Source organism: Paenibacillus aestuarii (assembly GCF_027789125.1).
Classification (GTDB): domain Bacteria; phylum Bacillota; class Bacilli; order Paenibacillales; family NBRC-103111; genus Paenibacillus_E; species Paenibacillus_E aestuarii.
In genome coordinates, this window is sequence record NZ_JAQFVF010000002.1 from 130,480 (window position 1) to 148,384 (window position 17,905).

Sequence of the window (17,905 nt, forward strand, 5' to 3'; positions counted from 1 at the left end):
AGGGGGATGAAGATACACTCTGCAAATGTAGACAAAGTCAACTTTGATCGATAATTTGAGGAGGTTCTCATCCATGAGTTACAAGAACGGGAAGGACGTTCTTCCCCCTAACCTGTTGAAACAATTACAAGAATATATTCAAGGTGAAATCGTATATATCCCCAAGAAAGAGCAAAAACGCGCCGGTTGGGGTGAGAATAACGGAACGCGCGTCATCATTGAGCGCAGAAACCGTGAAATTTATCGCATGTACCAGAACGGTTCGACCGTTATGGAATTGATTAAGGTCTTCCACCTATCGGAGGACAGTATTCGCAAGATTATCGTGAAGACGCGCGAGTTAACGGCGAATCAAGCATAGAAGGCAGCGACTGCAGAGTTGCTGCTTTTTTCTTATGAGTTTAGCGGCAAAGGGGGAGAATGATGATTTCCGTATTTGTTTATGGCACGCTCATGGTGGGTGAATCCAACCATGCGGTGGCGGCGCCGTATGTTGTGTCCGTACAGCCGGGAGCGGTCCATGGAGAGCTATACAATGTAGGCGCATATCCGGCGCTATTGCTGATTTCAGCAGAGGGAGGAAAGCTGCAACAAGTCATTGGAGAGTGGCTGGAAGTGACGGAGGAAGGGCTTGCGGCGATGGATGAACTCGAAGATTACTACGGGCCCGGCGAAGCAAATGAGTACGAACGGGTCTTTGTTCGCGATGTAAACGGACTTCGCGAAGGCTGGGTGTATGTCTGGGAGGATATCAGCGGACTGAAAAAGATACGAAGCGGATCGTGGCGGGCGATTCGTACTAGGCTCAGTGCGGATCGCAACGGCGAAGCCTGATCGCTTGGTCAGCAGCCGGCGAGGTTCGGGGGCGGCGTTGCGGAGCCAGATACGGGAACGGGGAACCCGTCGTCTGGCCACGCGGTCAGCAGCTTATCCTGCAAAGATGGCAGGATAAAAGCGTCAGGCGGCGAATCGCCAGTTATCCTGCACAGCAGGATAAGTTCGCTCCCCCCTGCGCACGGCGCAAAACCAAAAAATGGCTGTGCAGGGATACCCATCCCAACACCGCCATTTTTTTTATCCTTTAGCAATCTCGATCAGTCGTTCACGAATGTTGTCTGCGCACACACCGCCATGGAAGGCAATTGCCGTCTCGATGTCCAAATCAACAAGCTTGCCCACCGACTCCAGAGCTTGCGGGTAGTTAGGCGTATATGGCGGATTTGGCGGCATGAGCACGCCGTTCTCAGCAGTTAACGCGTCGCCGGTAATCAGTGTTTTGCTTGGGATGTGGTACAAGCAGATGTGATCTACGGTATGGCCCGGCGTGAAAATCACTTGAATGCCGCCGCATAGCGGAAGCACATCGCCATCCTTCAGCGTGACGTCGACGTTAGTCGGCGGAGCGAGCGTTTTTCTCTTCTGCGTAGGTTCCTCACCCGTGATGAAAGGCTTGCCCAGCTCGTGCGCATAAACTTGAATTTTTCCTTCGGATGCTTTCACCAGCTCAGGCAAACTGCCGATGTGATCCATATCGTGATGCGTGATAATGATCTTCGTCAGCTTCTCAAACGGAAAGGAAGCCTCTTCCAGTGTTTGGCGAATGAGCTCCAGTTGGCCCGGGATGCCGGTGTCCACCAGAATCACATCGTTTTCATCCCATAGCAGAGTCGCATTCAGGATAAATGGATTTCCGTTCACATCAAGATTAAGGACCAATGGTTGAATACCTGCTTGTGCTGGCATCATTTCAGCCTCCTGCGAAATTAAATTTTTTCTTATTTAATTGTAATGGCTGGCAAGGTGAAGATCAATTTTTACCGTTAGGGAGTTTTCGACAAGCCTACTTTCTGCTAGAGTAGGATTATGTTGCTTTTTACAAAAAATTATTATTAGAACGGAGAGAGGCGATACCGATGACTGAAAAAGATCCGCTCGTGCGTTTCGGTATTTCGATGCCGCAATCCTTAATTGAACAATTCGACAAGCTCATTGCGATGCAGGGTTACGATAACCGGTCCGAAGCGATCCGCGACTTGACGCGCAAAGCCTTGCTGGCTTCAAGCGCGATGCAGCCGGACGAAACGGTGGCAGGCACGATTGTCATGGTGTATGACCACCATGCCAGTGATTTGCCGATCACGCTCACCGAGCTTCAGCATGGCTACCATCATGAAATTATTTCCACCATGCATATACATTTGAATCATCAGCAATGCTTGGAAATCCTCGTCGTTCGCGGGAAGGTTCGTCAGTTAAGAGAACTGCAGCAGCGCATACAAGTGCTAAAAGGAGTAAGCTATGCGGAATTATCCGTCACGCATGTGGACGAGCAGCACGATTGGCATGCACATGATCATTCCCATTAGCGCGACCTATCAATTGGGCAAGGAGCAATTAATCATTGAATAAAAGAACGATGCCTACCCTGTTTCTCTTTGTCATCGTGCTGATGGCTAGTCTCCTAATGGCACCTTCGGCCAAGGGCAGCGGGATTCTGGAGTTGAACGATTCCAAAAATGAATATGACTTGAACCCGTACACAAGTGTGCTCGAAGACAAAGAGAATCGTCTGGTCATCTACGATCTCCTGCATCCGGATGTGGCTGCTAGGTTCACCGATGCAGGCAGCCAAACGATTAATTACGGATATTCCGCCTATAGTCATTGGGCGGAGTTCAAGGTGAAGAATACATCCCTGAAGAAAGATTGGCTGCTGGAGATCGCTTTTCCGACACTGGATTCCGTAGACGCGTATGTGCTCGATGGAACCAATACCGTGCTGCAAAAGCACGTCGGAGATGATAATGCCTTTGATAACCGGGAAGTAAAGAACCGCAATCTGGTGCTCAATCTCGAAATTGAACGCGGCGAGACACTGGATGTGTATTTGCATTTTCGAACCGAGGGGGCGGCAGCGCTGCCTTTGAAAATCATTCATCCCGTTCATTTCGCTCAGAAAGAACAAGTCTCTTATTTGCTGCTCGGCGCAAATTACGGGATCATCATCATTTTGACCATTTACAACGCCTTCATGGCGTTTTTCTTCCGGGCAAAAGCCTATCTTTATTTCGCGCTGCATAGTGCTTCAGGATTGATCATGTTTGCTACGCTGAATGGCGTTGCTTTTGAGTTTCTGTGGTCGGATGCGATCTGGTGGAACAATCGGGCCATCGGATTTTTTATGTGCGTCAGCCATATCATGGCGCTCTTATTTATCCGTAATTTCCTGCCTCCTCGGTCGCTCAGCGATCGCTGGAAACTGTTTTGCAACATGTTCATCGTGGTCGAGATCTTCAATATCTTGTTGATGTGTGTGGATGTAGTGTTAGGCCTTAAATTGATGTTGGTCAAGTACTTATTCTTTGAATTATTAATGATTATTCCTGGCGTGAGGGCGCTACAAGCGAATTTTCGGCCAGCGCGCTACTATTTGTGCGGTTGGGGCATTTTTGCGATGACGGGCATCATCACGACGTTCACGGAATCGGGAGTGATCCCGATGAACAGCTTGACGACGTTTAGCGCGCAGATCGGTTCCACGCTGGAAACACTCATCGTTTCTTGGGGATTGGCCAATCAAATTAAACTGATCCGTAAAGAGAAGGACCGTGCGGTGGAGCAAATGAACGAAAACCGCAAACTCGCTGACTCCGACTTCCTGACGGGCTTGTATAATCGGCGCTACATTATGAACCGGTTCTCCTCGCGAATGAGTGAGCAAATGGTTTTTTTAATCTTGGATATCGACCATTTTAAACGGATCAATGACACTTACGGCCATCTGGCCGGGGATAACGTGCTGCAGCAAATTGCCTCTGTCCTGCGGCAGTGCTTCCGGCACGGGGATGTCATTGGAAGATTCGGCGGCGAGGAATTCATCGTGCTGATGCCGGATACGTTTTTAGACCAAGCCCGACATCGGGCGGAGGAACTGCTAAGCGCTGTATGCAGTGTTCCGATCCATATCGGAGATACGCATATTACTTGTACGGTCAGCATCGGGATTACCGAATGGAAGAGCGACAGCAGCGATGACTTCCACGCAGCGCTGCGCAGAGCGGATGAGGCTCTCTACGAGGCAAAAAGATTGGGCAGAAACCGGATATGCGTATCAAGTTCGTAGTTGTCCCTTTTTTTTGTTACAATCGGATGAGGGAGGTGCGCTAGTGTCTGGTAAATATTTCACAGTAGAAGAAGCGAATGCATGGCTTCCGGTCGTCGATCAGGAGCTTCGCAAGCTTCAGTCATTGAAACGCAATTTTGAGAGTAAATATATGGAGCTGCGCCAGAAGAAGGAAGAAGATGCCATGACGACGCCAGGGGATCAAGACCCGTATTTCATCATGGAAGCGGAATTGGAATTTATGCAAATGGAAGCGCAGGGGCTTATCGCCGGCTTTCAGCTCAAAGGGATTGAACTGAAAGACATCGATACCGGCTTGGTTGATTTTCCGGCATGGATGGACGGACAGGAAGTGCTGCTCTGTTGGAAGCAGGGCGAGGACGCCATTCATTATTACCATGGCAAGCATGATGGCTTTGCCGGCCGCAAGCCGCTTGCGGATTAGAGGTGCTGCATACATGATCTATTCAAGTAGATGGAAACGGCTCCAGGTGAGATTAGGGCTTATGATGCTGGTGCTGGCAGCTTTGATGCTGAGCGCGGTTATGGCGCCGCGGGCGGCTTACGCCCATGCGTCAGTCGTGCAGGCCACGCCGGAGGCGGACAGTAAGTTTCAAGACTCGCCTTCAGAAGTAAAAATTACGTTTAATGAGCGATTGGATGACGGGCTCTTTTACATTAAAGTTTTTGATCACACAGGCCGTGAGGCTACGCATAATCAAGCACAGATGAGCGCAGAGCATACCGCGGTTCAATTGGCACTGCCGAAGCTGCGGGAAGGCGTCTATCTGATTAGTTATCACGTTATCTCAGCGGACGGGCATCCGGTCGGAGGGAGCTATCCGATCACAATCGGGAATCCGCCTCAGGAAGACCGGTTGAATCTGCCTGTCACTTCGAGCCATCAGCATGGGGGCAGCGGGCCGGTAACGACCAAAGATATGCTGCAGTATGCGTCTCGCGGGCTGTGGTACCTAGCGGTCCTTGCTTTGGCGGGATGGGTCATCTGGCTCAGGCTGCCGGCACAAGGTGGTGCGGAAGCGAGGAAAGCCGTCGGGTCATGGACGCTGAATTTGCAAAGAGTTCATCTCATCACGCTGCTGCTGCTTATCTTTACGCATGTCGAAGATTTGCTCGGTGACGGAGGGGTACAAGACCTGTGGAGGCTATTTAGCGCGACAAGCGTAGGTGTATCATGGCTGCTGCTTCTTATCATTTCTTTGGTCGGATTTGCCGTGGTGGGCCGATGGGCTGGGTTGGATGTCGTGTTTGCGGTTGCTTTGCTGGCAGCCAAAAGTTTCAGCGGCCACGCGGCATCTTTTGAACCGCAATGGGCGACCATCGGGCTCGATTTCATTCACCTAGCCGCTGCGGCGCTATGGGTCGGGGGCTTGATCCTGCTCGCCGTGAAGTGGAGGAACCAAAGCCAAGCGCTCAATTCCTTCCTACGCGCGTTTTCCAACATGGCGCTGCTGTCCATTATCGTTTTGACAGTGACCGGTGCGATTTCCGTCCTGCTCTTTTTGCCGAATTTGCACTATTTGCTGTATTCCTCTTGGGGAACGCTGTTGTTCGTCAAAATCGGCCTGGTCCTGCTTGTCGCTATCGTTGGCATGATCATTCGTCTATATTTGCGCAAGCAGCAGGAACAGATGGCCAAGCTTTGGTTGAAAGTGGATTTGACCTTGATGATAATCATCGTCGCAGTTGTCGGCATTCTCACTTACGTGGCGCCGATTCCTTCCAATCAACCGCTGAATTGGCACCAAATGGGAGAGAAAGTGCACGTGAGCGCGGACATCACGCCGAAGGTACAGGGAACCAACACATTTGTCGCCAAAGTGTGGCTGCCAGAACAATCGGGCACTCCGAAACAGGTGCAAATGATTCTCAATTATCAGGACGATAAGAGCATTGCCCCGATATCGGTACCGATTGTCCCCTTTGACGACAAAACGATGGAAGATTCCTACGGATTAAAGAAATATAGCTACAAAGTTTCTGGAGCTTATCTTCCGTTCCGCGGCAACTGGGATTTGGAGATGCGCGTAATGGATCAAGATGATAACGAGACAGTTTATCATAAAACATTCATCGTTTATTAATATACAAACAGGCTGTTCCCGATCATGTTGAATGATTCGTGAACAGCCTGTTTTCGTTTAAAATAAACTCCAGTCGAATTCCTGCGACAGTTTGCCGATCAGATGCACACCTGCTGTGCTATTGCCTTTGCGGTTAAGCGCAGGGCCGACCACCCCGATCCCGTACTGTCCGGGCACCATCGTCAGTATGCCTCCGGACACACCGCTTTTAGCTGGGAGTCCGACGTTCATGGCGAATTCGCCGGAGGCATTGTACATGCCGCAGGTGATCATGAACGTTTTGGCGATCTGGACGTAGCGTCTGGGCATCAACCGGAGGTTCCGGATCGGATCTACGCCATTGTTCGCAAGCACAAGCGCCATGCGGGCCAGATCGGTACAAGTCGCTTCAACGGAACAGTGGCTGAAGTAAACGTCCAGCACGTCTTCGACGTCACCGCTCAGCACGCCGTTATCTTTGAGGAAGTACGCGAGCGAACGGTTCCGGTGCGCGGTATCGGATTCCGAGCGATGAACGGCATGATTGATAGCGAGCGTCGGGTTATCAGCGACATCGCGGAAAAATTGCAGGATCCGCTGCGTCTGCGCCGCCGGGTCACTGCCGGCCATGAGTGACGAAATCGCGATGGCGCCGGCATTAATCAGCGGATTAAAAGGAATGCCGGGCTCCACCAGCTCCAGCTTCAGCATGGAGTTGAAATCGTCCCCGGTAGGCTCCATCCCCACCTTGGAGAAGACAACCTCTTCGCCCCGGTCCATCAGTGCCAAAATCAAGGTGAAAACTTTGGAAATGCTTTGCAGGGTAAAACGGAAATCGTGGTCGCCGCCGACTACGGTATCTCCCGCCGCGTCCATGAGGCAGATGCCAAGCACATTTTGCGGCGCGCGGGCCAACTCCGGGATATAAGCAGCGACTTGGCCGTCTTCCGTATACGCTTTACTTTCATGGACCCATTGAGGCAGCATGGTCTGCAGTTTGCCCCAAGCGGAGTCTTGGTGATTTTGGCTCATAGCTGTGATATTGTCGCTCCTGTCTTAGGCTTTCCAAGCTTGCGGATGATTATCGCTGATTAGCTCCGTCGCGCTAGCGTTGGCAATAACTTGCTGCGGGTTCTTGCAGCCTGGGATGACACAAGTTACCGCGTCATGCTTCAAACACCAGGCCAAGGCCCACTTGGCCATATCCATGCCCGCAGGCACTTCTTCGCGTTGAATCCGCTGCACTTCTTCCAGCTTCAAGCGCGTCGATTCTTGATCGTGGCGGTGGCGGACATCCGTACTGTCAAAAATAGCGCCCGGCTTATATTTGCCGCTCAAATAGCCGCTGGCCAGAGGGACGCGGGCGAGCACGCCCAAATCTTGACGCTGGCAAGATGGGAACACAAGCTCTTCCGGCGCCCGGTCCAGACGGTTATAAACAACTTGAATCGCCTTCGAATTGACTTTGGTTGAGGCATCAGTCTGATGGATGTTGGCATTGCTGCCAATCGATGTGCCGAGATGACGGATTTTCCCTGCTTGAACTTGTTTGTCGAGCGTTGTCCATAAGTCATCGTTATCGAACAGGGCATCCGGTCCGGAATGAAATTGATATAAATCTATGTAATCCGTTTGCAAAGCTTTCAAGGATGCATCTAGCTGCTTCACGACATCCTCAGCTTGAAAAGCGTCCGTGCGCGTAAAGCGCTCATGGAAATGATGGCCGAATTTCGTAGCAACGACCCAATCTTCACGTTTGCGCCGCGACAAGTAGTTGCCGATAAACGATTCGGATAAGTGATCTCCGTAGCATTCCGCGGTGTCAATCAAGTTGATGCCGAGATCGGCAGCTTGGTCCAGAATGGCATCCGCTTCAGCTTGCGTATAGTCCAGACCCCATTCACCGCCAAATTGCCAAGTACCGACACCCACGATGGAAACTTTCAAGTCCGTTTTTCCGAGTCTGCGATATTTCATAAAGAACACTCTCCTTTATTAAGGTATCCAAATTCATTAAACGCTATAGCTTGCTCCATGTCAAAAGGAAACTGAGAGAGCGATTATTTATTTTATATTAATGTTTCGGTCGGCGATTTCGTCTATTCTTGTAAAGAATTGTCCCAGACAAAGAAAGGTGGAGAGAAGATGCAGTCCATCCTGCGATTTTTGAAAGAGTGGGTGCCCAGCATAGCATTCGCCGTGATTTTGGCTCTGGTCATTAATACGTATGTCGCCCAGGCGGTGACAGTTCCAACAGGCTCGATGCTGCCGACCATTCAGCTGAAGGACGAGCTTGTTGTAGAGAAGATGAAGGCTCTAACAGATTTTAAGTTCGGTGATATCGTTGTATTTTGGCCGCCGCTGGCTGATAATAAAGACCGCTATGTCAAGCGATTGATTGGCTTGCCAGGCGACACCATCGAGATCAAAGACGGAGCGCTATATCGTAATGGACAAAAGGTCGATGAGCCGTATGTGAAGACGCCGATGGCTTATACATTTAAGAAAGTGACTGTGCCTGAAGGCGAATATTTTTTCCTTGGCGATAATCGCAATGATAGCTATGATTCTCATCTGTGGCCAACCCCGTTCGTACCGGAGAAAAATCTAATCGGGAAAGCTGTGTTCCGCTTATTCCCTTTCAGCCATATCGGCAAGATTGAATAATGACAAAAGGTCACCTTCCATGAATTGGATGGTGACCTTTTGGTTTATGGTTAAGCAATCTCAGGCTGCGTTTCGTGCTGTTTGCCTTTACGATCGGACACTTTAATCTTGCCAATGAAGAACGTCAGCACGGCGCCCAGAATCACAAAAATAAGTCCGAAGTAGAACACGGAATGAAGCGATACAACCAGAGCGTCCTTGATGATCGGCAGCATATTTTGGACGAATTCCTTCGGCATTTGCGCCAATGTTTCCGGACTGAGCAGCGAAGAATACAGGCCTTGCGGGTTCGTCTGAATCAAATGTGTCATTTGATTCGCCATTTCGCTAGCTTGCGGAGGCAGCTGTTTCACGACAGGCGATAAATTTTGCTCCAGCAGCACCGATGATTTGTGATTCATAATCGCACCGAGGACGGTCATCCCGAACGTTCCCCCGATTTGACGGAAGAATTGGCTGGAAGAAGTCACGACCCCAAGCTCGGATTTTGGGAAGCTTTCTTGCAAAGCCAGTGTCAGGATCGGCATTACTAACCCCATGCCCAGACCTAGCACGACCATGTAGCTGGAAGCCATCAGCTTCGTCGTATCGATGCCCATTGTGCCTAGCAGCAGGAATCCCGCGGCCATCACCACCATGCCGATAAACATTTGTGTGCGAACGCCGATTTTATAAACCAACTGACCGGAAACCATACTTGCGATAATCATCGTCACCATGAGCGGCGTCATCACTGTACCGGAGGCGGAGGCGCTGATGCCCACGATGCCTTGCATGAACAGCGGCACGAACATGATCGCCCCGAACATCCCGATCGACATTAGGAAACCGACTCCGTTGATGGTGGTGAATGTTCGGTTTTTAAACAAGCGTACAGGAAGAATCGGTTCCTTGGATCTGCTTTCAATCATGACAAAAGCAACCAAAGACACGACGGCTAATACGAACAGACCGATAATCTGCCATGAGCTCCATGGATAGTCTTTACCGCCAAAGGTCAGGGCCAGCAATAAGCTGACAACTCCGACGACCATAGTGATAATCCCGGGTACATCGATGCTGACACCACCGACTCTTTTATGTTTCGGCAAGGCAAAAGCAATGAGAATAACAGCGATAATACCAACTGGAAGATTAATATAAAATACCCAACGCCAGTTCAACGCATCGACGATCCAGCCGCCGATTTGTGGGCCGATCACGGACGATAAGCCGAAAATCGCCCCGAATACACCTTGCCATTTGGCACGCTGTTTACCGGTGAACAAGTCCCCGATAATGATCATAGCCATCGGCATCATAATACCGCCGCCCAAACCTTGCAGGGCACGGAACCAGATAAGCTCTGTGATGTTCTGTGACAAACCGCAGAGCGCCGAGGAGCCGATAAAGATAACCAAACCGGTGACATAGACTACACGCCGTCCGATCAAGTCTGCTAATTTACCGGCGATAGGAACGACGACCGTTGAGGCCAACATGTAAGCTGTAGTTAGCCAAGCCATCAAACTTAATCCGCCCAGCTCACCGACGATACGCGGCATGGCCGTACCGACAATCGTGCCGTCCAAGGCCCCGAAGAGCATGGCGATGATCAAACCTGTAATGAGAAGACCGCGGTTCTTAAATGCGGGTGTTTCAGCGGCTTCGAGCGGTTTTTCTTCTGGTTGGTGTAGGTTCTCCACTTTCAACACTCCTTTTTATTTAGTTTCTCTCACTTTTCGTGAAAAATAATCGTTAATAATAGGCAGCAAGCTTTTCGAAAGCTTCAACCATAATGCGCATCTCTTCGAGAGAAAGCTGAGACATGCCGCTTGCAGTTACTTCCTTGTGGACCTTCTCCGCTTTTTTCAGCACTTCTTCGCCAAGCTCAGTCAATTCGACGAGAACGATGCGCCTGTCTGTTTCATGATGTTTGCGAATCACGTGTCCGCTTTGAACAAGTCTATCAATCATAACGGTAATAGCACTTGGTTTTACGCCCATCTTGTCAGCGAGCTGGGACTGCTTAGGCGCACCTTCCTTGCGAATCATATAGAGCATAAAAAATTGCGGCATCGTCAAATCCGACTCCAACTTAGCAAAAACCGTCTGGCCCAGCTTTCGATGGGTTAATTCGAACGCAGTTCGGAATCGATCCGTATAAGCTAGCAGCATCTCATCCATAGCATCCCTCCTATATGGACAAAGTATTTTGATTGATTAATACTTAAATTAAGTAAATTTTATATAATAAAATTATTAAACTATTTAACTAAATAATAAAACAATAATTGTACACTGTCAATCTGCTGTTTTCTGCAATTTTCAGAAAGTGATGGAAGGTCATCTTGCATATCAAGCGTATCTTGCATATAATAACTGATAAATATACGTAAATGCGTTGACGGAGAAGAGTACGCAGTGCTTCTTGACAGGGAGGGAAAGCCGAAGATTGAGAGCTATCCCCGGGAATCAGGCTGCCGAAGTTCGCTCCCGAGCAGTCCATTGAACAGAACGGCCTGAACAAGTGCAATTCTAAGTAGACGGAACCGGACAAATCTGTCCGTTATCTGAATGAAGTGAGATTCGCGTTATGCGCGTATCTAATTAGGGTGGTACCACGGCTTTTTCGTCCCTTGTCAGGGGATGAAAGAGCCTTTTTTGCGTTTATTACCGGTAAAATCAGGAGGGATTGTCGATGAAAGAGCGTTTGGAAGCTTTGAAGCAAGAAGCGCTTCTAGAGCTAAGCAGTGTGCAAAGCCAGCAGGAGCTGAGCGATCTGCGCATTAAGTATTTAGGTAAAAAAGGTCCGTTGACCGAGATTTTACGCGGCATGGGAGCTTTAAGCGCTGACGAAAGGCCAATTATCGGCCAGGTAGCCAACGATGTTCGTGCGGCGATCGAAAACGTAATTGAAGAGAAGCAAGCGGCGTACCAGAAGGAAGAGACGGAGAAACGTCTGCGTGCAGAAATGATCGACGTGACATTGCCGGGCCGTCCATCCCAGCAGGGTGTTGTGCATCCGCTCAGCAAAGTCATCCAGGAGATTGAAGATATTTTTACTGGTATGGGTTACACCGTTGCCGAAGGTCCTGAGATTGAACAGGATTACTACAACTTCGAAGCGCTGAACTTGCCTAAAGATCATCCGGCGCGTGACATGCAGGATTCTTTCTATATAACAGAAGAGATTCTGATGCGTACGCAAACATCTCCGGTACAAGTCAGAACGATGGAGAAGCGCAAAGGTGAAGTGCCGATCAAAATTATTTGCCCAGGCAAAGTGTTCCGCCGCGATGATGATGATGCGACGCACTCCCACATGTTTACGCAAATCGAAGGTCTGGTTATCGACCGCAATGTTCGTATGAGCGACCTGAAGGGCACGTTGCTGCAATTCGTCCAGGAAATGTACGGCAAACAGACGCGGATTCGTTTGCGTCCTAGCTTCTTCCCATTCACAGAGCCAAGCGTAGAAGTGGATGTAAGCTGTGCGATGTGCGGCGGCGAAGGCTGCAGAACTTGCAAGCAAACAGGTTGGCTGGAAATCCTTGGGGCCGGTATGGTGCATCCGCGCGTATTGGAAATGGGCGGATACGATCCGAAGGAGTATACAGGTTTTGCATTCGGTATGGGCGTTGAGCGGATTGCCATGCTGAAATATGGCATTGATGATATTCGTCATTTTTATACGAACGATCTGCGGTTCTTGAAGCAGTTCTTGCATTTGTAATAGGAAGCGGAGGAGTGAAACGATGAAGGTCTCTTATCAGTGGTTATCGGAGTATGTAGATGTATCCGGATATTCAGCGGAGGAATTGGCGGAAAAGCTGACTCGCAGCGGAATCGAAGTGGATATCGTTGAAGATCGTAACAAAGGTGTAACGAATGTTTGGGTCGGGTTCGTCAAATCCCGCGAAAAGCATCCTGACGCGGATAAACTAAGCGTCTGTATTGTTGACGTAGGACAGGGCGAAGATCTGCAAATCGTATGTGGCGCCAAAAATGTCGATGCCGGACAAAAAGTGCCTGTAGCCGTTGTCGGGGCAGTGCTTCCGGGCGGATTGCAAATCAAACGCGCCAAGCTGCGCGGCGTTGAGTCGCAAGGCATGATTTGCTCAGCCAAAGAGCTGGGACTGAACGATAAGCTACTGCCAAAAGAAATCCAAGAAGGCATTCTTGTTCTTCCGGAAGCGACGGAAGTGGGTCAATCTATCCTTGATGTACTGGCCATCAATGACAAAGTGCTGGAGCTGGATTTGACGCCCAACCGCTCCGATTGCTTAAGCATGCTCGGCGCCGCTTATGAAATCGCCGCGATTCTGGGCCGCAGCGTGAAGCTGCCAGATGCGGAAGCGATCTTGAAGGCTTCAAATGCAAATGTAAAAGCTGCTGATCGCATCAGCGTAAATATTACGGCAACCGAGCAATGTACGCATTACGCTGCTCGTTTGATTGAAGGCGTTCGCGTAGGCACTTCGCCGCTGTGGATGCAAAACCGATTGATGGCGGCGGGAATCCGCCCGATCAACAACATTGTCGACATCACGAATTTCGTGATGCTGGAGTATGGTCAACCGCTGCACGCTTTTGATGCGGATCAATTGCATAATGGTCACATCGATGTACGCCTTGCGCAGCCAGGCGAAAAGCTGGTGACCTTGGACGACGTGGAGCGTACGCTCGAGCCGCATATGCTGCTGATTACCGATGGTACGAAGCCAGTCGGAATCGCAGGCGTTATGGGTGGCGCGAATTCCGAAGTGACCGAAAGCACGACGCGGATCCTGCTTGAATCGGCCAAATTCGCCGGTAGCTCCGTGCGCCGTACTTCGCGCCAGCTTGGGCTTCGCTCAGAAGCGAGCCTGCGCTTCGAGAAAGAAGTGAACCCGGAGGCTGTGCTCCCGGCGTTAAACCGCGCTGCTGCCCTGATGGCCCAATACGCAGCAGGACAAATCGCTGACGGCATCGTAGAAGCTGTCGCCGGCTCTCACAAGCCGGTCGCGATCGAGCTGGCCGCTGATCGCGTTAACAGCTATCTCGGCACTGAGCTAACGCTTACCGAGATCAGCCAAATCATCGAGCGCTTGCATTTCACTAGTGAGCCGGCAGGCGAAAACAAGCTGCTCGTGCACGTGCCGAGCCGCCGCGGTGACATCTCCCGAGATGTCGATTTGATCGAAGAGGTGGCACGCCTCTATGGTTACGACAACATCCCGACAACATTGATGAGCGGCGTCACGACGCCAGGCTCATTAACGAAAGAGCAGTCGATTCGCCGCATCGCGCGCAATCTCCTGACACAGAGCGGGCTGCATGAAGTCATTACGTATTCCTTCACGCACCCGGACCAAACTGCGCTGCTGCCTGGCCTGTACCCAGCATCCAAGCCAATCTCGCTCGCGATGCCGATGAGCGAAGATCGCAGCGAACTGCGCACCAGCCTGCTTCCGCATCTGCTGGAAGTGATCAGCTATAACCGCAACCGCAGCATGGACGATGTAGCTCTTTTTGAAATCGCCAAAGTGTATACAACAGAAGAAACAACGCTTACCGTATTGCCAGAGGAAAAACATCTCTTAGCCATCGCCATAACGGGTAAACGCCGTGCATCGCACTGGGCGCAAAAAGCAGAGTCCGTTGACTTCTTCGACCTGAAAGGGGTTTTCGACCGCTTAGTCGATTACTTAGGCGTAAAAGGCTTGGAGTATGTATCCGCAGCTCCAGAAGGCTATCACCCAGGCCGTACGGCAGAGCTGTATTTGAATAGTGGCGATGAGAGTCAACTAATCGGACGTATGGGTCAATTGCACCCGGCTCTACAGCAGCAGCGTGATCTCGATGATACGTATGTGCTTGAAATTGAGCTGGCACCGCTTATCGCGGCTGCAGGCGATACGATTGTTTACAAGCTGCTTCCTAAATACCCGGCAATTGGCCGTGATTTGGCCGTAGTTGTGAATGCCAGCGTGCCTGTTGGCAACATGGAAGCAACAATCCGCCGTGTAGCTGGAGAATTGCTTGAATCCATTCAAGTGTTTGATATTTACACAGGTGAGCGTCTGGGTGCGGATCGGAAAAGCGTAGCCATCGCACTCGTGTACCGCCACGCTGAGCGAACGCTTCTGGATGAAGAGGTTACAGAACTTCATGCCAAGGTCGTCGCGGCGCTTGAACAGGAGTTTCAGGCTGAGTTAAGAAAATAGTGTGACTTTTAACACATTGGCAGGAATAAAGGCTGGTTCTATCGAATTGATGTCGATAGGACCAGCCTTTTAATTAAAGGGAGGAAAGCGCATAGTGAGTACTGAAGATAAAGTGAGAATTACCGTTGATATATATGGCAATCAATATAAACTAATGGCTAGCACGGACCCGAGCTATATGAAGCGTGTAGCTGAGTATGTGAACGATCAAATGTTTCGAATTGCGAAAGGTTATCCACGCCTGGACTCCCAGAGGATAGCCGTATTGGCTGCTGTGAACATGGCTGATGAGTGCTTCCGTATGAACGAAATTATGGATCAGCTAACCAAAGCTCAAAAAGAGCAGGAAATCACACAAGCCGGCTATGAAAAGCTGCTGCACTCGTACAATGAACTGAAGCAGGAGCATGAGCAAAAATTCAAATCGCAAGAATCGTTTATTCAACAGCTTTTGGGTGAGAAAGAAGCGTTATTGAAGCAGTTTGAGGATGAAAAAGAAACGCAATTGCAAGCATTTAAAGTGGAAAACGAGGCGATGACTCAACATCATCTCACCGATAAAAGCTTGCAATCTCAAGCCCACAAAGCAGAGATTGAAGCGCTTACGCAGCAATATCGTGCCGCTGTGGATGAACAGGCAAGTGCGCATCAAGCGGAGAAAGAAGCGCTAATCGAACAGCACCGCGTTGATCTGGATGAGCAGGCAAGCGCGCACCAAGCCGAGAAAGAAGCACTAATCGAGCAGCATCGTGTAGAGCTGGAGAAACAGTCGGGCACGTACCAATCTGAGAAAAAAGCGCTAATCGAGCAGCACCGTGCAGATTTGGAGAAACAAACGGGTGCGCATCAAGCTGAGAAAAAAGCGCTAATCGAGCAGCACCGTGCAGATCTGGAGAAACAAACGGGTGCGCATCAAGCTGAGAAAAAGACGCTAATCGAGCAGCACCGTGCAGATCTGGAGAAACAAACGGGTGCACATCTAGCTGAGAAAAAAGCGCTTATTGAGCAACACCGCGTAGAGCTGGATAAAGAAACAAGTACATATCAAGCAGAGAATAAAGCTCTCGTCGAACAGCACAAGGCCGATTTAGATCTAGTTGCTAGCGCATATTTTGTTGAAAAAGAGAATCTCATTCTACAGCACCAGACGGATCTGGAATCACAGATCAACAGGCTTATAGCTGAGAAAGAAGCACTCAAGGATCAGCTCCGCGACGAGATTGAATTACAAGCTCAAATTATTGCAGATAAAGAGAAGCTTATCCAAACTTATCAACACGAACAAGATGCATTAAACAATGCACATGCAGCCAAAAAAGAGGCTCTTATTCAGCAGCACCTGACGGAAATGGACAAGCTTAGCCAAAACTGTGCGGATAAAGAAGCTTCTTATTTGAAGAATCAAACAGGCCTGGAAGCGCAGATCAAGCAGTATGCCGCAGATAAAGAAAAACTGATTCAGCAGCATGCAAATGACATCAAAGCGCTCTCAGAGCAGCATAAAATAGAGTTGAATGATCTTGCTGATCATTATCAAAAAGAAAGTGCAGCTCTGGCCATCAAGCATCAGGAAGAAATCGCAGCGGTAGCGCAAACTTTCGATGAGCAGCAAGGCAGAGTTTTAAATGCTCTATACGATCAGCGTTCGACGATCATCCAACAATTTGAAGCGCAAATTAGAGCTTTGGTCGAGCAGCATAAACAAGAAAAAGAAAACCTGATGAATCAAAGCAACTATGATGAAGCGTTGCAAGAAGAACTCAATAGCCTGAAAGAGGAGTACCGTGAGCTCACTGAGGAATACAAAAAGCTGCAGACCGAGTACAACGAGTGGATCAACCTAGTTGAACAATGAACAGCTTAGACTATGTCATCATTGCTGTAGTAACTCTAGGTTTACTGCTGGGCTATTTGAGAGGCTTCATCGCGCAAATTGTTTCTATTTCAGGTTTTATCCTTGCTTATTTAGTTGCGTTTTATTTTTATAAAGACTTCGCGCCGGTTCTTCGCAGTGCAGTATCTCTGCCTACGTATCAGAACTATCAAAAGTATGAATTCATTGTCAAAGGGCTTAATCTGGATACCTATATCCTCAATGCGATTGCCTTTGCCATTCTATTTTTTGGTGTTAAAGTTGCATTGGTGATTATTGGCAGGACGCTTAGTCTCATCGCCAAAGTACCTGGTCTGAATGCAATCAACCGTTGGAGCGGGGCCTTGTTGGGGCTGGCAGAAGCGTTATTAATTGTCATTATAGCCGTCAATGTGATGACGATTGTTCCAGCCGATGGTATGCAGAAATTGATGTCAAGCTCTTCCATCGCACCGTATTTGATTAATGAATTGCCGAACATAGCAGGAAAACTTCAAGATCTGTGGAAGCAAAGCCTGCCTATTTAAAAAGCTGTCTCTCCAAGTCTTTGAACATGGTGGGGGCAGCTTTTGTCGTGCTCGGCCCGCGCGCCGCGCGCAATACCGTATATTCGAATCAACTCCCTTACATGTGTCCTATTCCCATACTCCACCTTACCTTATCCAACTTGCTCCCCTCAGACGACGAGCCCCCATTGCCGTACACCAACTTACATCGCCACCTGCAACCCCACCGTACAAGCCTGACGATGAGCCCCCATTGCCATACACCAACTCATATCGCCACCTGCAACCCCACCATACTGCGCCTCACGACATGCCCTCCCGTTGCCACACACGCGTATCCCCCGCGAACCACGCCGTTTCTCCGAGCAGTACACTTTCGAAAAATCGTTTTCTGTGATATCTACAAATTTCAACCGGGTCATTAAATCGCAAGCTCTTAGCGCGGAGATATGCGGGATACAACT

At 49.6% G+C, this 17,905-nt stretch carries 16 protein-coding genes and 1 other annotated feature; of the genes, 11 read left to right on the forward strand and 5 right to left on the reverse strand.

Features of this window, described 5'->3' with window-relative positions:
* Positions 1-73 precede the first annotated feature (73 nt).
* Positions 74-361, forward strand: a complete 288-nt coding sequence (locus O9139_RS00980) for a CD3324 family protein (protein ID WP_270877569.1) — start codon at positions 74-76, stop codon at positions 359-361.
* 62 nt (positions 362-423) lie between these two features.
* Positions 424-834, forward strand: a complete 411-nt coding sequence (locus tag O9139_RS00985; RefSeq protein ID WP_270877634.1) for a gamma-glutamylcyclotransferase family protein — start codon at positions 424-426, stop codon at positions 832-834.
* Positions 835-1,074: 240 nt separating this feature from the next.
* Here O9139_RS00985 and O9139_RS00990 read toward each other — a convergent pair whose 3' ends face one another.
* Entirely contained in the window at positions 1,075-1,746 is a 672-nt protein-coding gene (locus O9139_RS00990; RefSeq protein WP_270877570.1) for an MBL fold metallo-hydrolase, read from the reverse strand.
* Between the two features lie 167 nt (positions 1,747-1,913).
* On the opposite strand from O9139_RS00990, the gene nikR reads away from it, so the two are divergent.
* The 4 genes from nikR to O9139_RS01010 are packed head-to-tail and all read left to right on the forward strand — an operon-like array spanning position 1,914 to position 6,228.
* A complete protein-coding gene (gene nikR / locus O9139_RS00995) occupies positions 1,914-2,366 on the forward strand; it encodes a nickel-responsive transcriptional regulator NikR (protein ID WP_270877571.1) in 453 nt (150 codons plus the stop codon).
* A 35-nt stretch (positions 2,367-2,401) separates the two neighbouring features.
* Positions 2,402-4,123: a sensor domain-containing diguanylate cyclase gene (locus tag O9139_RS01000; RefSeq protein ID WP_270877572.1), complete on the forward strand. Its 1,722-nt coding sequence runs from the start codon at positions 2,402-2,404 to the stop codon at positions 4,121-4,123.
* A 43-nt stretch (positions 4,124-4,166) separates the two neighbouring features.
* A complete protein-coding gene (locus O9139_RS01005; RefSeq protein WP_270877573.1) occupies positions 4,167-4,568 on the forward strand; it encodes a DUF2203 domain-containing protein in 402 nt (133 codons plus the stop codon).
* Positions 4,569-4,581: 13 nt separating this feature from the next.
* Positions 4,582-6,228, forward strand: a complete 1,647-nt coding sequence (locus tag O9139_RS01010) for a copper resistance CopC/CopD family protein (RefSeq protein ID WP_270877574.1) — start codon at positions 4,582-4,584, stop codon at positions 6,226-6,228.
* 57 nt (positions 6,229-6,285) lie between these two features.
* On the opposite strand, the gene glsA is transcribed toward O9139_RS01010, so the two are convergent.
* Both glsA and O9139_RS01020 read right to left on the reverse strand, forming a co-directional pair.
* The gene (gene glsA, locus O9139_RS01015) at positions 6,286-7,239 is read right to left on the reverse strand and encodes a glutaminase A (RefSeq protein ID WP_270877575.1); all 954 of its coding nucleotides are present in this window, start codon (positions 7,237-7,239) and stop codon (positions 6,286-6,288) included.
* A 24-nt stretch (positions 7,240-7,263) separates the two neighbouring features.
* A complete protein-coding gene (locus O9139_RS01020; protein WP_270877576.1) occupies positions 7,264-8,184 on the reverse strand; it encodes an aldo/keto reductase in 921 nt (306 codons plus the stop codon).
* Between the two features lie 168 nt (positions 8,185-8,352).
* Here O9139_RS01020 and lepB point away from each other — a divergent pair, with 168 nt between their 5' ends.
* Positions 8,353-8,874: a signal peptidase I gene (gene lepB / locus O9139_RS01025; protein WP_270877577.1), complete on the forward strand. Its 522-nt coding sequence runs from the start codon at positions 8,353-8,355 to the stop codon at positions 8,872-8,874.
* Positions 8,875-8,924: 50 nt separating this feature from the next.
* On the opposite strand, the gene O9139_RS01030 is transcribed toward lepB, so the two are convergent.
* Positions 8,925-10,481, reverse strand: a complete 1,557-nt coding sequence (locus O9139_RS01030; protein ID WP_270877635.1) for an MDR family MFS transporter — start codon at positions 10,479-10,481, stop codon at positions 8,925-8,927.
* A gap of 130 nt (positions 10,482-10,611) precedes the next feature.
* A complete protein-coding gene (locus O9139_RS01035) occupies positions 10,612-11,040 on the reverse strand; it encodes a MarR family transcriptional regulator (protein ID WP_270877578.1) in 429 nt (142 codons plus the stop codon).
* Positions 11,041-11,248: 208 nt separating this feature from the next.
* Positions 11,249-11,496: a binding site (T-box leader), on the forward strand.
* A gap of 58 nt (positions 11,497-11,554) precedes the next feature.
* On the opposite strand from O9139_RS01035, the gene pheS reads away from it, so the two are divergent.
* The 4 genes from pheS (at position 11,555) to O9139_RS01055 (ending at position 17,462) form a co-directional block, all read left to right on the forward strand.
* On the forward strand, positions 11,555-12,589 hold the full coding sequence (gene pheS, locus O9139_RS01040; protein ID WP_270877579.1) for a phenylalanine--tRNA ligase subunit alpha: 1,035 nt from the start codon (positions 11,555-11,557) through the stop codon (positions 12,587-12,589).
* Positions 12,590-12,611: 22 nt separating this feature from the next.
* Complete coding sequence (gene pheT, locus O9139_RS01045) at positions 12,612-15,062, forward strand: phenylalanine--tRNA ligase subunit beta (protein WP_270877580.1); 2,451 nt, start codon at positions 12,612-12,614, stop codon at positions 15,060-15,062.
* Between the two features lie 94 nt (positions 15,063-15,156).
* Entirely contained in the window at positions 15,157-16,917 is a 1,761-nt protein-coding gene (gene zapA, locus O9139_RS01050) for a cell division protein ZapA (RefSeq protein WP_270877581.1), read from the forward strand.
* Positions 16,914-17,462: a CvpA family protein gene (locus tag O9139_RS01055; protein WP_270877582.1), complete on the forward strand. Its 549-nt coding sequence runs from the start codon at positions 16,914-16,916 to the stop codon at positions 17,460-17,462. The genes zapA and O9139_RS01055 overlap by 4 nt, the downstream gene beginning before the upstream one ends.
* Positions 17,463-17,905 lie beyond the last annotated feature (443 nt).